We start from the raw sequence: 14,907 nt of genomic DNA, 5'->3' as shown, positions 1-14,907 counted from the left end.
GGGCCGGGTTCAGAGCGTGTCGAGCCGGGCCCGCAGGCTTTGTGCCCGCTCGTATAGGGGGGTGGCCTGGGGGTTGGCTTGCTCAAACTGCATGATGCTCAAGGGGTGGATGTGGTGCTCATCAGGATTGCCAAACAGCGAGTTGAGTAGCTCAAACTCCTCCTGCGAGCGCAGCGAGGCGTCCTCGCGGAACATGTTGAGGTAGGTCCAGGTAAACTGCTGTTCACTTACTGCCCCGCTCAGGTACGCATCCAAAAGGCGCTTGTAGGGCTCGAGGTTGCTTTTAGCCCCTTCCTGCGGGTGTTCGGCCCGGACATCCGGAAGGTGCTGGCTGAAGAGCTGCTCGAGGTTCTCCAGGGTAATGTCCCAGTTGTTTAGCTCGAAAAGCGGCTGTCCGTTGCGAAACAAAATAATCTGGGGCGAGTGGTGCACAATGCCGCTGCGCTCGGCTACCCGGTTCGAGGCTGGGCGGTGTTCCACTACCTTGATGATGCCCACCGGAATGTCGGGCCGTTCCCGCAAGACTTTTTCCACGTTGCCCCAGCCTTGCATGGTTTTGTGGCAGGTGCCGGCCTTAAAGATGGCCGTAACAGGCCGACTGTCAATAAAAGCATCGGCCTCTTCGGGGGTGGTGATGGCATACATGCGCTCTCTCATGGAGTTGAGTCTAACCTTTGGGGTGGCACACAACCGTTAGCCGGAACACTTCCCCATCCTTGCGCGCCTACTGGGATGTGATCTGCGGCCACAGCTTTTAGGGTTTGGCATACCAGAGCAGCTCGTGTTGTATAGGCCCTTCGTAGCCAGCCAGGTGAAAGGTCTCGGTGGCCAGTCGATAGCCAAAGCGATCCATAAAGTTGAGCACCGACAGGGCCTGGGTGCGGTGCTGGGCCATGGCCCGCAATTTCTGCAGCAAAACCTCCATGGGTAAATGGCGCACATGGTTGGGGGGTAGCCAGCCTTCCAGGTATTCTGGCAAGGGCTGAGGAGGCGCATAGAAAAACAGTTTTATCTTTTGCCCCGACTTCTCGGCGGCCTTAACCACAAACTGATGGGTGGCGACGTGATCAGGGTGGCGGTTGGAGCCATTGGGGCCAAAGGTAATGATGGCCCTGGGGCGCAGCACCTCAAAGCGCCATAGCAGTAAATCTACAATTTCGGGATGATCGGCTACCCCTTCTGGTGTAGTGAAGCCAGAGCCCCGGGCCTCCTCATCCGCTGTACCGTTGGGCAGTCCATTGGGGAAGTCGTATAGCTCGAAATGGCCCAGCTTAAGAATTTGTACTGCCTGCTGAAGCTCTTTTGCTCGCTGCTCGCCCAGCTCCTCCGGTTTGCAAAGGCCCAGGGTTCGCCCGGCCTCACCTTTGGTCAGGGTAATCAGTCCGGTTTCCAGGCCCCAGTCAGCATACTGAATGAGCGTTCCGCCCGCTCCAAACACCTCATCGTCGGGATGGGGTACCACCACCAGCAAGTCCATGGGACTTATCATCGCTCACCCAGGAGGGGCACGCAACTGTAAGCCCGCACCCTGGGGGCTGGCTGCTAAAGGGTTGCCATAGATAGCGTAAACCTCTTGACAGCGCTTTCAAAATCTGATTTACTCTTGATTCAAGAAGTTATTCCAGTCCGGAGGCATTTTGCGCGAAGCCGTAACCCTCAGTGATGTAGCCCGCGAGGCTGGTGTTTCGCCCAGCACCGTTTCGCGGGTCATCAACGGTACTGCTCGAGTTAAGGCCAGCAAGCGGGAAGCCGTTTTGCGGGCCATCGAACGCCTGCACTACCGCCCCAACATCATGGCCAAAGGCCTGGCGCAGGGGCGCTCGCTTACTATTGGCGTGGTTACCCAGGAAATAAGCAGTCCTTACTACGGGGAGATGCTCAAAGGGGTGGAGCAGGCCCTCGAGGGAACCGCCTACCACCCCATTTTTGCCAGCGGACACTGGCGGGCCGACCAGGAAGAATCGGCTTTGAAGGTGCTGGTGGGCCGCCAGGTGGATGGCCTGATCGTTATGGACGGTAGCGTACCGCAGGAACGGCTGCGGGAACTGGCCAAGACTATGCCAGTAGTGGTGGTGGGCCGCAAAATACCGGGCCTGAAGTGTTTGGGCATAGACAACCGGAAAGGCGCCTACGAGGGCATCAGACACCTTATCGAGCTGGGCCACCGACGGATTGCCCACATCGCGGGCCCTACCTCACACCCCGACGCTATCGACCGCCTCGAGGGTTATCGGGCGGCCCTCGAGGACGCAAACATACCCTTCGACCCCAGCCTGATTACGGTGGGGGACTATATGGAGCAGTCCGGGGTACTGGCGGTGGAGTCGCTGCTGGCTCGAGGCGCGTTGTTTACGGCGATCTTTGCCGCCAACGACCAGATGGCATATGGCGCCAGCGTGGCTTTGTACCGACGGGGGATTCGTGTTCCTCACGATGTTTCCCTGGTGGGTTTTGACGACCTGCCGAGCTCGAGCTACTTTACCCCACCCCTCACCACAGTGCGGCAGCCCGGCCCGGAAATGGGTTGGGAGGCTGCGCGGCTGGTGCTGGCCTTGCTTGAAGGCTACAACTACACCCCCGAGCCACTCTCGACCCGCTTGGTGGTGCGAGAATCTACAGCCATGCTACGTTCGTCGGGCGCTTTAGCTATGCGCCAATGATTTTTACCGAGAGAAGGAGGTGAGTTTGACGGCAAAAAATACTTTGAAAGCGCTTTCAAAATCGGCTCAAGAAACCTTGTCTAACTAGGAGGTAACCATGAAGCGAATCCTATCAATTTTAGTACTGCTGGCGCTGTTTGGCCTGGGCTTTGCCCAAAAGACTACCCTCACGGTGGGGGTTTTCCCCAACCTCGACGATGCTCTCAAAGCTCAAATTCCCCTCTTCAATAAGAAGTACCCCAACGTTGAAATCAAGCTGGTCGTTCAGCAGTACGGCGACCACCATAACGCCCTCACCACCGCGCTGGCCACCGGACAGGGTCTGCCCGATGTGGCGGCCATCGAGATTGGGTTTGTGGGCCGCTTTGCCGAAGGGCAGGGTTTTGAAGACCTGAACAAAGCCCCCTACAATGCCGGGCAGTACAAGAGGCTCTTTACCCCCTATACCGTTGCTCAGGCTACCGCAGCCGATGGGCGGTTTATTGCAATGCCGGTGGATATCGGCCCTGGTACTTTCTTCTATCGGGTGGATGTTTTGCAAAAAGCGGGGGTAGACCCCAAAAACATGATGACCTGGCCGGGCTACATCGCGGCTGGCCGCAAGATCAAGGCCACCACCGGTGCTTTCCTGATTGCCGATGCCGCCGACGTGGCCTGGATTAACATTTTTGCCACCACTCCGGCCAACAACAGTCCCTACTTCGATGCTCAGGGTAAGCCGGTCGTGGATAGCCCTCGCTTCGTGCGGGCCTTTGAGCTGGCCAAAAACATTCGCACCGCAGGCCTGGATGCCCGGATAGGGGCCTGGTCCAACGAGTGGTACGATGCTTTCAAGAAAGGAACCGTAGCCACGCAGTTCTCCGGCGCCTGGCTGCAAGGCCACCTGCAAAACTGGATGGCCCCCGAAACCAAGGGGCTGTGGCGGGTACAGCAACTTCCCGAGGGTATGTTTGCCTCCTGGGGTGGTAGCTTCTACGCAATTGCCTCCACTTCCAAGAACAAAGAACTGGCCTGGGAGTTCATCAAGTTCGTAACCACCAACAAGGATATGCAAACGTTGGCCTTCAAGACCATTGGTGCTTTCCCAGCCTTGCTGGCAGCCCAAGAAGACCCCTCCTTCGATGAGCCCGTAGAATTCCTGGGTGGTCAGAAGGCCCGACTGTTGTGGCGTGAGGCTGCCCGTAAAGTGAAGCCACTAAAGGCCAACAAGTACGACCGTATCGCCAACGAGATCGTGAGCCAGGCCCTTGCCCAGGTGCTGGACGAGGGTAAGGACATCCCGACCGCTCTGGCTGAGGCCAAGCAACTGATCGAACGTCGCATGCGCTAATCCAAGGAAAGGGGAGAAGGCCAGCCCTTCTCCCCTTTTTTATAGCTGTGAGGAAAAAACTTTTACTGCCCATGTACGCAAAAACCTCAGGCCATTCCAACATATCTCAACAGGAGCATCTGTGCGAAAGCCTGCTAGCACCACATCCTCTGGCGACGGCAGCCTTACCTTAGCGATGCGCTGGAGCAGTTTCCAGCGGCGATATGCACCTTATATCTTTGTCAGTCCTTTTTTTATCCTTTTTTTGATTTTTGGTTTATATCCAACGCTTTTCTCTTTGTATATGTCCTTCCAGGCCTGGACGCCCAGTGATGGATGGGGCCGATGGAAGTATGTGGGCCTCGAGAACTACACCTTCACCCTCACCGACCCTATGTTTTTGCGCTCCATGTGGAACACCATTTGGCTGGGGGTATTCTCGGGGGTGCCGCAGCACCTGATTGCGATCCCACTAGCCTTCGTGATTCACATGGTGCTGAGCCGCTTCAAGACCTTTGTTACGGCGGTGTACTTCCTGCCCTATATCACCTCTACGGTGGCCGTGGCCCTTATCTTTAACACCCTTTTTGCTACCCAGAACGGCATCATCAATTTGGTGATCGCCCACCTCAACAACTGGCCTTTGTTGGGTGCGTTGTTGCCGGACGAGAAAATCAACTGGTTTACCAGTGCCAACATTAAATATGCCATTGCACTGATGGTGGTCTGGCAGTTTACGGGCTGGAACACCCTTCTCTACCTTTCTGCTATTCAGGCCATCCCCAAAGATCTGTACGAAGCTGCCTCGGTAGATGGAGCCAGCCGTATCCAACAGTTTCGCTACATCACCTTGCCCCTGCTGCGGCCCATGATGTTTTTTGCGGTCAGCCTGACCATCATCGGCAACATGCAGCTCTTTGAGCAGCCCTTCATTCTGCTCAACGGGGGCGCCAGCGGGGCTACGCCGGGTGGACAGACCGCCACCATGTATATGTACCGTACTGCCTTTGAGTGGCTCGAGATGGGCACTGCAGCCTCCATTGCCTGGATTCTTTTTATTTTTATCGGCATACTCACCTATCTTAACAACCTGATTTTTGGCCGTTCGGCAAGGGGGGAATGAGATGGGAGGGAAAAGAGGGTCGTTGGGAAGCTTTCTACTCCGCTTGGGAGGCTACGCCATCCTGGTGCTGGGGGGAGTGCTTACGATAGCGCCGTTCTACTTTATGTTTGTGTTTGCCACCCATCAGCGCTCGGAGATTTTTGGTTTTCCGCCTCCCTTGTGGTTTGGCGAGCATTTCATGACCAATTACCAGATTTTGGTCAATAAAATTCCTTTTTGGCGGGCTTACTGGAACAACTTCTACCTAGCTTTTATGACCACCATCACCAGTTTGTTCTTTTGCAGCCTGGCCGGTTTTGGCTTTGCCATGTACCAGTTTCGCTGGCGCGAACAACTCTTTGCGGTGGTCATGGCCACTTTGTTGGTGCCGGCCATCCTCAACCTGATTCCCTTTTACCTGCTCATATTCCAAATTGGCTGGATCAACACCCCCAAAGCCCTCTGGGTGCCAGCCATGGCCGGCGCTTTGGGCATCTTTATGATGCGGCAGTATATTATTTCGGCCATTCCCAAAGAGCTGATCGATGCGGCCCGCATAGATGGCTGCAGCGAGTTTCAGATTTACTGGCGCATTGTGCTACCCCTCATCCGCCCAGCGCTGGGCACCCTGGGCCTGATTACCTTTATCGGCTCCTGGAACCGTTTTGCCGATGTGAACGTGATTATGCGAACCCAGGAGACCAAGACCATACCGGTGGTGCTGCGCACTCTGCAAGGGGCTACCGATGTGGAGTGGGGCGCGATTATGGCCGGTACGGCCCTGATGGTCGCTCCGCTGCTGCTGGTTTTTGCTATAGCGGCCCGGCAACTTATGGAGGGGTTGACCAGCGGAGCCGTCAAGAACTAGGAAGCCCGATGCTTATGTCCAGAGGGGCCTTGGTGGGAATCTTTTTCGGACTGCTGGTACTGGCCCAGCCGGGTTCGCCGCTGCGAAACTTGGCCGAGGCGCGAAAAATCCAGATTGGAGCGGCTGTAGAACCAAGCCTTCTTCTGCAGGAGCCCGAGTACGCCCGGGTGCTGGCCCGGGAGTTCAACCTGGTGGTGGCCGAGAACGTGATGAAGTGGGGGGCATTGCAGACCACTCGAGGTCAGTACAACTTTGCCGCTGCCGATCTGCTTTTGAACTTCGCCCAGAAAAACCGGCAGGCGCTGCGGGGGCATACCCTGGTCTGGCACCAGCAACTGCCCCGCTGGATGTACGGCACCTTTACCGCTGCCGAGATGGAGGCCATCCTGAGCGACCATATCCGCACGGTGGTGGGGCGCTACCGCGGCAAAATTGCCTACTGGGACGTGGTGAACGAGGCCATCGGCGACGATGCCAAGCTGCGCTCAACCCCTTTTGACGTTCTACCAGGCTACCTGGAAAAAGCCTTTCGCCTGGCCAGGGCGGCTGACCCCAGCGCCAAGCTGTTCTACAACGACTACGGGGCCGAGGGCCTGGGGGCCAAGTCGGATGCCATCTACGCACTCTTGAAGTCCTTCAAGGAAAAAGGGGTGCCGGTGGATGGGGTGGGCTTCCAGGTGCATGTGGACTCGAGCTTCTCGCCCAAGCAGGTGCGGATGGAGGAGAACCTCGAGCGCTTCGCCCAGCTCGGCCTGGAGATTCACATCACCGAGATGGACGTGCGGCTGGGTAGCACGGGCCCCAAGGCCGAACGCCTGGAAAAGCAGGCCCAGGTGTACCGCGAAGTGCTGCAAATCTGCCTCCGTCAGCCCCGCTGCAAAGTCTTTACCCTGTGGGGCTTTACCGATGCCCACTCCTGGCGGGGGGCCAGCGAACCCCTCATCTTCGATGTCGACTACCAGCCCAAACCGGCTTACTTTGCCCTTCAGCACACCTTGCAACAACCTTGAGGAGACCTATGAAACGAAGCGATTTTCCCCAAGACTTCATTTGGGGCACGGCTACTTCTTCCTACCAGATTGAAGGGGCTGTGTCTGAAGACGGACGCGGGCTTAGTATCTGGGATACCTTCAGCCATACCCCCGGAAAAGTGAAGGGCGGCGACAACGGCGACGTGGCCTGTGACCATTACCACCGCTACCCCGAGGACATCGCCTTGATGAAAGAGCTCGGGGTGAACGCGTACCGCTTCTCGCTGGCCTGGCCGCGCATCCTGCCCCTGGGCCGGGGGACGGTGAACCCCAAAGGCCTGGACTTTTACAGTCGGCTGGTAGACACCCTTTTGGCGCGGGGTATTACCCCCTGGGTTACCCTTTATCACTGGGACCTGCCCCAGGCCCTGGAAGACCAGGGCGGCTGGCCGGAGCGCGAGACTGCCTACGCTTTTGCGGAGTACACCGATGTGGTAACCCGGCACCTGGGGGATCGGGTCAAGCACTGGATAACCCTCAACGAGCCCTGGTGCTCGGCCTATCTGGGCTACCACATCGGCGTTCATGCGCCGGGGCGACAGGATCTGAACCTTTCCGTACGGGCTTCGCATCACCTGCTGCTGGCCCACGGACTGGCCGTGCCAGTTATTCGCCAAAACGTGCCTGGGGCTCAAGTGGGCATCACCCTCAACCTCTCGCCGGGCCACCCGGCCTCGCCCGACCCCGCCGATGTGGCCGCAGCCCGCCGCTTTGACGGTTTCCAGAACCGCTGGTACCTAGATCCACTCTATGGCTTTGGCTACCCCGCGGACATGCTGGCCCTGTACAGCAAAGCCCCGCCGGTGCAGGGCGACGACCTGAAGACCATCGCAGTACCTACCGACTTCCTGGGCATCAACTACTACTCCCGCGCGGTGGTCAAAAACGGCGACCTCGAGCCCTACCGCTTTCAGTATGTGCGGGCCGGCGAGGAACACACCGATATGGACTGGGAGGTTTACCCAGAGGGAATCTACGAAACCCTGGTGCGGGTTGGCCGGGAGTACCGCCCGAACGCTATCTACATCACCGAGAACGGGGCAGCCTACCCCGATGTGATGGGGGCCGATGGACAGGTGCACGACCTCGAGCGCGTCCGCTACTTTGAGCGCCACCTGGACCTCTGCGCACGGGCTGTACGGCATGGTGCCCCCCTGAAAGGCTACTTTGCCTGGAGCCTGCTGGATAACTTCGAGTGGGCCGAGGGCTATTCCAAACGCTTTGGGCTGGTATACGTGGATTTTTCCACCCAGAAGCGCACCATCAAAGACAGCGGCCTGTGGTTCCGGGACTTCTTGCGGGAGGTTGTAAAAAGTTCATGACCCGGATAGTCAACCCCATCCTGCCAGGCTTCCACCCGGATCCCTCGATTCTGCGGGTGGGGGATGACTATTTTATTGCCACCTCCACCTTCGAGTGGTGGCCGGGGGTGCGTTTGCACCACTCGCGCGATCTGGTGCACTGGCGGCCCATCGGCTATGCCCTGACTCGCACCTCGCAGCTTCAGATGCTGGGCAATCCCGACTCTGGGGGTATCTGGGCTCCTTGCCTGAGCCACGATGGGGAGCAGTTCTACCTGATCTACACCGACGTAAAGACCTGGAGCAACGGGGAGGTCTTCAAGGACGCACACAACTACCTGGTGACAGCCCCCCGCATCGAAGGCCCCTGGTCGGAGCCGGTGTATCTCAATTCCTCGGGTTTCGACCCCTCGCTCTTCCACGATGAGGATGGGCGCAAATGGCTTCTGAACATGCTCTGGGATCACCGCAAGGGCCGCAACGCCTTTGCTGGAATTCTCTTGCAGGAATACGACCCAGCACAAAAGCGGCTGGTGGGGCCGGTGCACAACATCTTCCGGGGAACCCCCCTGGGGGTGACCGAGGGGCCGCACCTATACAGGAAGGATGGCTGGTATTACCTGGTGGTAGCCGAAGGGGGCACCACCTATGAACATGCCGTAACGGTGGCCCGTTCGCGCCAGATTGAGGGGCCTTACCAGGTAGACCCCTGCTACCCAACCCTGACCGCTCGAGGTCGCCCCGAGCTGCCCCTGCAAAAAGCCGGCCATGCTTCGCTGGTGCGAACCCAGCAAGGGGAGTGGTACATGGCCCACCTGGTCGGGCGTCCCCTCGAGCCCCCCCAGGCCCTCCGGCGCCACTGCCCTCTGGGCCGCGAAACCGCCCTGCAGAAAATCCGCTGGAGCCCGGACGGCTGGCCCCGGCTCTGGCACGGGGAAAACACCCCGGCCCTGGAGGTCGAAGCCCCGGCCCTCCCCCCCCACCCCTGGCCCCAGGAACCCGAACGCGACGAGTTTGAGGCCCCCAGCCTTGGCCTGCACTTTCAGACCCTGCGCCACCCCCCCGACCCTTCCTGGCTCTCGCTGACCGAGCGTCCCGGCTACCTGCGCCTGTATGGGCGGGAGTCGCTGAGTTCGCGCCACCGCCAGAGCCTGGTGGCCCGGCGCTTGCAGCACTTTTTTGCCGAGGCCGAGACCGCGCTCGAGTTTGAACCCCGGCACTTCCAGCAGATGGCGGGGCTGGTCTGCTACTACGACACCGGCAACTGGGTGTACCTGCGGGTGAGCCGCGACCAAGACCTGGGCAAGACCCTGAACCTGCTGGCCTGTGACAACGGTCACTACAACGAACCCCTGGATCAGGAGCTAGTCATCGAGGGCTGGCACCGGGTCTACCTCAGGGTGCGCTACGAGCGCGATACCTTTGGCTTTGCCTACTCGGCCAACGGAACGGACTGGAACGAGATTCCTCTGCGCTTTCCGGCCTACAAACTTTCCGACGACCACTGCCGGGGGCTGGGCTTCACCGGTACTTTTATCGGGCTGTGCGTGCAGGATTTGAGTGGGGCGCGGCTCCACGCAGATTTTGACTACTTTGCCTACCGGGGGCTCGAGCCGGCGCAGGGAGAGGCCTATAGCTAGTACTGCCCAAAGTAGCCGGAATAAGGCCGGCATTGGATTGGGAGGTTTAAATCTCAAGTATGGGAGGATCAGCCTTATGAAGCAGAACTTTTTTAGGCTGTTGGCGATCTTGTTGCTGGCCCTGCCAGGGGCCCTGGCCCAGGAGCTGCCGGGCTGGCGGCTGGTCTGGGCCGATGAGTTCAATCTGCCCCTGGGCAGCCCAGTGGACCGCAGCAAATGGAACATCGAGACGGGCGGCTGGGGCTGGGGCAACAGCGAGCTACAGTACTACACCGAATCGACCCTGAACCTGGTGCACGACGGGCGCAACCTGGTAATTGCCGCGCTCGAGCAGCGTTTGCCGGGTTTGCGCTGCTGGTATGGCCCGTGTCGCTATACTTCGGGGCGCATCAATACCAAGGGCAAGTTTGAGCAGCGCTACGGGCGCATCGAGGCCCGCATTAAGCTCCCCCGCGGACAGGGCCTTTGGGCGGCCTTCTGGATGCTGGGCAGCAACTTTGGCCCGGTGCGATGGCCCAATTGCGGCGAGATTGACATTATGGAACACATTGGGCGTGAGCCGCGCACCGTCCACGGCACCATCCACGGCCCCGGCTACTCCGGCGGCGAGGGCATTACCAGGTCCTACCGGATTTCTACCGACTTTGCCGATGCCTTCCATGTTTTTGCGCTCGAGTGGGAGCCGGGGATGCTGCGCTGGTATGTAGACGGCGTGCTCTACCAGACCCTGACCCCCGCCGACCTGCCCGAGGGCTCTCGCTGGGTCTTCGATCAGCCCTTCTTTATCATTCTCAACCTGGCTGTGGGGGGTGGCTGGCCTGGCCGACCCGACGAGACCACCCGCTTCCCCCAGCGCATGTTGGTGGATTACGTGCGTGTGTACGAGCGGGCTGCTGGCCCTTAGTCCCGGCGTCCTAGCCCTTTCGTACCTTGGCCAGTACTAAAACAACCTGCCAGATACCCTTTTGAACCCCACCCAAGCCATCCGTGAACACTTCATATGCTCAAGGCGCTTTGGGTGGGTTCATGCCATCAGAGGAAACCCAAGCATGACCAGAATAGGGAGACTCGCTCTTGCCTGGGCTGTGTGTTTTAGCGGTAGCCTGGTGCTAGCCCAGCCCATCTACAAAGACCCAGCCCAGCCTGTGGAGAAGCGTGTGGCCGACCTGCTCGCGCGCATGACGCTGGAAGAGAAGCTGGGCCAGATGACGCAAATAGTGGTATCCAAGCTGATGTCAGACGGCTGGGGGCTGGAGCCGCTGAAGGCTGAGCTGCTCGAGCGCTACCTTGTGCAACGCGGCATCGGCTCGGTGCTCTCGGGCGGGGGGATGGGGCCGGTGCCCAACACGCCCCGCGCCTGGGCCGAGATGACCAACGCCATCCAGCGGGTGGCGGTGGAGAAGGGCCGTCTGGGCATTCCTTCCCTTTACGGGGTGGACGCCGTACACGGGCACAACAACCTCGTGGGGGCCACTATCTACCCCCATAACCTGGGCCTGGCGGCTACCTGGAACCCGGCCCTGGTGGAGCAGGTGGCCCGGCGGGTGGGTCAGGAACTGCGGGCTACGGGCACGCTGTGGAACTTTGCCCCCGTGGCCGACCTGGGCCGTGACCCGCGCTGGGGTCGCTTCTATGAGACTTTTGGTGAAGATTCCCTTCTAGCCGGTAGCCTGGTTGCAGCCACGGTGCGTGGTTTGCAGGCTAGCCAGGTTGCCGCGACGCTCAAGCACTTTGTTGGCTACGGCCAGCCTGTGGGCGGTACCGATCGTAGCCCGGCTTTTCTGGCCCCCCGCACCCTGCAAGAGGTATGGCTGCCGCCCTTTCGTATGGGCCTCGAGGCCGGTGCCCTTACGGTGATGGCCAACAGCGGCTCGGTCAACGGGGTGCCGGTGCACGCCTCGCGTTACCTGCTCACCGACGTGCTGCGCGGCCAGATGGGCTTCAAGGGTGTGGTGATTTCCGACTGGAACGACATCGATAAGCTGGTGAACGACCACAAAGTTGCCGCCACCTTTGCCGACGCTGTAGCCCTGAGCATCAACGCAGGTGTGGATGTGTACATGGTTCCGATGGAGGCCGACCGCTACCTCCAGACCCTGAAGGAACTTGTCGAGGCAGGCCGGGTTCCACGCGCCCGCATAGACGAGGCAGCAGGCCGTGTGCTGTGGCTGAAGTTTCAGCTTGGCTTGTTCGAGCGCCCCTACGTGGAGGTGGCCGAGGCCGAGAAGGTGCTCGAGGCCCAGCGTCTGCTGGCGAAGCAGGCGGCCCTCGAGTCCATCACCTTGCTGGAAAACGCCGCCTTCACCCTGCCGCTCACCAACGTCAGAACCCTGCTCGTCACTGGCCCCGCCGCTACCGACAAGACCATGCAGATGGGTGGCTGGAGCATTGACTGGCAGGGCAAAGAGGGGGCCAAAGCCCCTGGGATAACCCTGCTCGAGGGTCTGCAAAAGGGCGCACCCAAAGGGGTGAAGGTAACTTATGCCGACCCCAGGGATGCTCGAGCCCTCGCGGCCGCGGCCAGGGCCGCCGACATGGTAGTGGTGGCCCTGGGTGAAAAGCCCTACGCCGAGAGCGAAGGCAACAACCTCAACGGCGAACTCCCTGCCGAGCAGTACAGACTGCTGCGCGACCTCAAGGCACTGGGCAAGCCCATAGTGCTGGTGCTGTTTGCGGGCCGCCCCCTGGTTTTTCCCCCCGACCTGTGGCTCACCCCCAAGGCCATCCTGATGGCTTACCTGCCTGGTTCTGAAGCGGGCAGTGCCCTGGCCGATGTGCTTTTCGGTCGCTACAACCCCAGCGGTCGCCTGCCCTTCACCTGGCCCAAGCTCTTCAGCCAGGTGCCCTTCACCTACGACCGCTACCCCGACATCTACCCTAAAGCCGAGCCGCTCTACCCCTTCGGCTACGGCCTGAGCTACACCGACTTTGCCTACCGTCTGCAGGCCGCCAGAGTTACCCCTAACGCCGTGGAGGTGGATGTGGAGGTGCGCAACACCGGTAAACGCGCCGGTAGCGACGTGGTGCAGCTTTATACCCGCTTCCCTCCGCTTGGCTTCCTGGCCCCCCGCGAGCGCCTGGTCGGTTTCGCGAAGGTGAGCCTCGAGCCCGGCCAGGCCCGCAGCATTAAACTCACCGCCCCGCTGGACCGCTTCGCCCTGGTGCCAGGTGATGTGTTCAGCCTCGAGGCACCCCGCCTCTTGCCCGGACGCTACGTCTTGCGGGTGGGGGAGCAGACGGTGGCGGTGGATCTGCGCTAATGTATGTATTTTGCTTGTCTGGTGCGAAATTAATCGCACTTCTGGTATAGCGCGGTGAATTGGTCCTATTGACATAGCCCAGGGCATTTGATAATCTCTTCTTTGCTGTCGCCGAAAGGTGAAGCGAGAATCTTGAAAGCGCAGGTTAGGAAATAAATACGACCACAACGTGGCTTTGCTACGTTAAAACTTTTGAGCATAACAGCTCAAACCCAAAGACTCGCCTCTCGCGGCGAGCATTTTTGGAGAGTTTGATCCTGGCTCAGGGTGAACGCTGGCGGTATGCCTAAGACATGCAAGTCGCACGGACTGTTTCGGCAGTTAGTGGCGGACGGGTGAGTAACACGTAGGTGACCTACCCCAAAGTCTGGGACAACTAGGAGAAATCTTAGCTAATCCTGGATGTGAACCTCAGCTGTGGCTGATGTTTAAAGCTTCGGCGCTTTGGGATGGGCCTGCGGCGCATCAGGTAGTTGGTGGGGTAACGGCCCACCAAGCCGACGACGCGTAGCTGGTCTGAGAGGACGACCAGCCACAGGGGTACTGAGACACGGACCCCACTCCTACGGGAGGCAGCAGTTAGGAATCTTCCGCAATGGGCGAAAGCCTGACGGAGCGATACCGCTTGAAGGACGAAGCCCTTCGGGGTGTAAACTTCTGAACTCGGGACGATAATGACGGTACCGAGGTAATAGCACCGGCTAACTCCGTGCCAGCAGCCGCGGTAATACGGAGGGTGCGAGCGTTACCCGGATTTACTGGGTGTAAAGGGCGTGTAGGCGGTCTCTCAAGTCCGATGCTAAAGACCGAAGCTCAACTTCGGGGGTGCGTTGGATACTGTGAGGCTAGACGGTCGGAGAGGGTAGCGGAATTTCCGGAGTAGCGGTGAAATGCGCAGATACCGGAAGGAACGCCAATAGCGAAAGCAGCTACCTGGACGATTTGTGACGCTGAGGCGCGAAAGCGTGGGGAGCAAACCGGATTAGATACCCGGGTAGTCCACGCCCTAAACGATGAGTGCTGGGTGTCCGACATCTGTTGGGTGCCGTAGCTAACGCGTTAAGCACTCCACCTGGGAAGTACGGTCGCAAGACTGAAACTCAAAGGAATTGACGGGGGCCCGCACAAGCGGTGGAGCATGTGGTTTAATTCGAAGCAACGCGCAGAACCTTACCAGGTCTTGACATCCACGGAACCCTGGTGAAAGCCGGGGGTGCCCGCAAGGGAGCCGTGAGACAGGTGCTGCATGGTCGTCGTCAGCTCGTGTCGTGAGATGTTGGGTTAAGTCCCGCAACGAGCGCAACCCTTGTTGCTAGTTGCCATCAGTTCGGCTGGGCACTCTAGCGAGACTGCCTACGAAAGTAGGAGGAAGGCGGGGATGACGTCTGATCCGCATGGCCCTTACGACCTGGGCGACACACGTGCTACAATGCCTGCCACAAAGCGCTGCGACCCGGCAACGGGAAGCCAATCGCATAAAAGCAGGCTCAGTTCGGATTGGGGTCTGCAACTCGACCCCATGAAGCTGGAATCGCTAGTAATCGCGGATCAGCCATGCCGCGGTGAATACGTTCCCGGGCCTTGTACACACCGCCCGTCAAGCCATGGGAGTGGGTTTTGCCTGAAGTCGCCGGGAGCCGCAGGCAGGCGCCTAGGGTAAGGCTCATGACTGGGGCTAAGTCGTAACAAGGTAGCTGTACCGGAAGGTGCGGCTGGATCACCTCCTTTCTAAGGAG

General features: G+C 59.5%; 11 protein-coding genes and 1 rRNA gene. 10 read left to right on the top strand and 2 right to left on the bottom strand.

Annotated features, from left to right (window positions below):
- Window positions 1-9: 9 nt before the first annotated feature.
- Together Q355_RS0114785 and Q355_RS0114780 are read right to left on the bottom strand one after the other, a co-directional pair.
- Window positions 10-657 carry a monothiol bacilliredoxin BrxC family protein gene (locus Q355_RS0114785; protein ID WP_027878493.1) on the bottom strand — a complete coding sequence of 216 codons (648 nt, stop codon included), beginning with the start codon at window positions 655-657 and terminating at the stop codon, window positions 10-12.
- A 97-nt stretch (window positions 658-754) separates the two neighbouring features.
- Window positions 755-1,477: a PIG-L deacetylase family protein gene (locus Q355_RS0114780; protein ID WP_036259740.1), complete on the bottom strand. Its 723-nt coding sequence runs from the start codon at window positions 1,475-1,477 to the stop codon at window positions 755-757.
- A 160-nt stretch (window positions 1,478-1,637) separates the two neighbouring features.
- Here Q355_RS0114780 and Q355_RS0114775 point away from each other — a divergent pair, with 160 nt between their 5' ends.
- The 10 genes from Q355_RS0114775 (at window position 1,638) to Q355_RS0114730 (ending at window position 14,899) form a co-directional block, all read left to right on the top strand.
- The gene (locus Q355_RS0114775) at window positions 1,638-2,660 is read left to right on the top strand and encodes a LacI family DNA-binding transcriptional regulator (RefSeq protein ID WP_027878491.1); all 1,023 of its coding nucleotides are present in this window, start codon (window positions 1,638-1,640) and stop codon (window positions 2,658-2,660) included.
- Window positions 2,661-2,757: 97 nt separating this feature from the next.
- Window positions 2,758-3,990: an ABC transporter substrate-binding protein gene (locus Q355_RS0114770; protein WP_027878490.1), complete on the top strand. Its 1,233-nt coding sequence runs from the start codon at window positions 2,758-2,760 to the stop codon at window positions 3,988-3,990.
- 283 nt (window positions 3,991-4,273) lie between these two features.
- Window positions 4,274-5,092, top strand: a complete 819-nt coding sequence (locus Q355_RS16095; protein ID WP_245597611.1) for a carbohydrate ABC transporter permease — start codon at window positions 4,274-4,276, stop codon at window positions 5,090-5,092.
- Between the two features lie 22 nt (window positions 5,093-5,114).
- Window positions 5,115-5,939: a carbohydrate ABC transporter permease gene (locus tag Q355_RS0114760; protein WP_245597610.1), complete on the top strand. Its 825-nt coding sequence runs from the start codon at window positions 5,115-5,117 to the stop codon at window positions 5,937-5,939.
- Window positions 5,940-5,971: 32 nt separating this feature from the next.
- Window positions 5,972-6,949: an endo-1,4-beta-xylanase gene (locus Q355_RS0114755; RefSeq protein ID WP_245597609.1), complete on the top strand. Its 978-nt coding sequence runs from the start codon at window positions 5,972-5,974 to the stop codon at window positions 6,947-6,949.
- A gap of 8 nt (window positions 6,950-6,957) precedes the next feature.
- On the top strand, window positions 6,958-8,292 hold the full coding sequence (locus Q355_RS0114750; protein WP_027878487.1) for a GH1 family beta-glucosidase: 1,335 nt from the start codon (window positions 6,958-6,960) through the stop codon (window positions 8,290-8,292).
- Complete coding sequence (locus Q355_RS0114745; protein WP_027878486.1) at window positions 8,289-9,911, top strand: glycoside hydrolase family 43 protein; 1,623 nt, start codon at window positions 8,289-8,291, stop codon at window positions 9,909-9,911. Before Q355_RS0114750 ends, Q355_RS0114745 begins: the two co-directional genes overlap by 4 nt.
- A 76-nt stretch (window positions 9,912-9,987) precedes the next feature.
- The gene (locus tag Q355_RS0114740) at window positions 9,988-10,815 is read left to right on the top strand and encodes a glycoside hydrolase family 16 protein (protein ID WP_027878485.1); all 828 of its coding nucleotides are present in this window, start codon (window positions 9,988-9,990) and stop codon (window positions 10,813-10,815) included.
- A 145-nt stretch (window positions 10,816-10,960) separates the two neighbouring features.
- On the top strand, window positions 10,961-13,171 hold the full coding sequence (locus Q355_RS0114735; RefSeq protein ID WP_027878484.1) for a beta-glucosidase family protein: 2,211 nt from the start codon (window positions 10,961-10,963) through the stop codon (window positions 13,169-13,171).
- Window positions 13,172-13,410: 239 nt separating this feature from the next.
- Window positions 13,411-14,899, top strand: a 16S ribosomal RNA gene (locus Q355_RS0114730).
- Window positions 14,900-14,907: the final 8 nt, after the last annotated feature.

The sequence above is a fragment of the Meiothermus cerbereus DSM 11376 genome, from assembly GCF_000620065.1.
Lineage (GTDB): Bacteria > Deinococcota > Deinococci > Deinococcales > Thermaceae > Meiothermus > Meiothermus cerbereus.
Note: the sequence above shows the minus strand (reverse complement) of the source record. Positions and strands in the feature narration are given on the sequence as shown.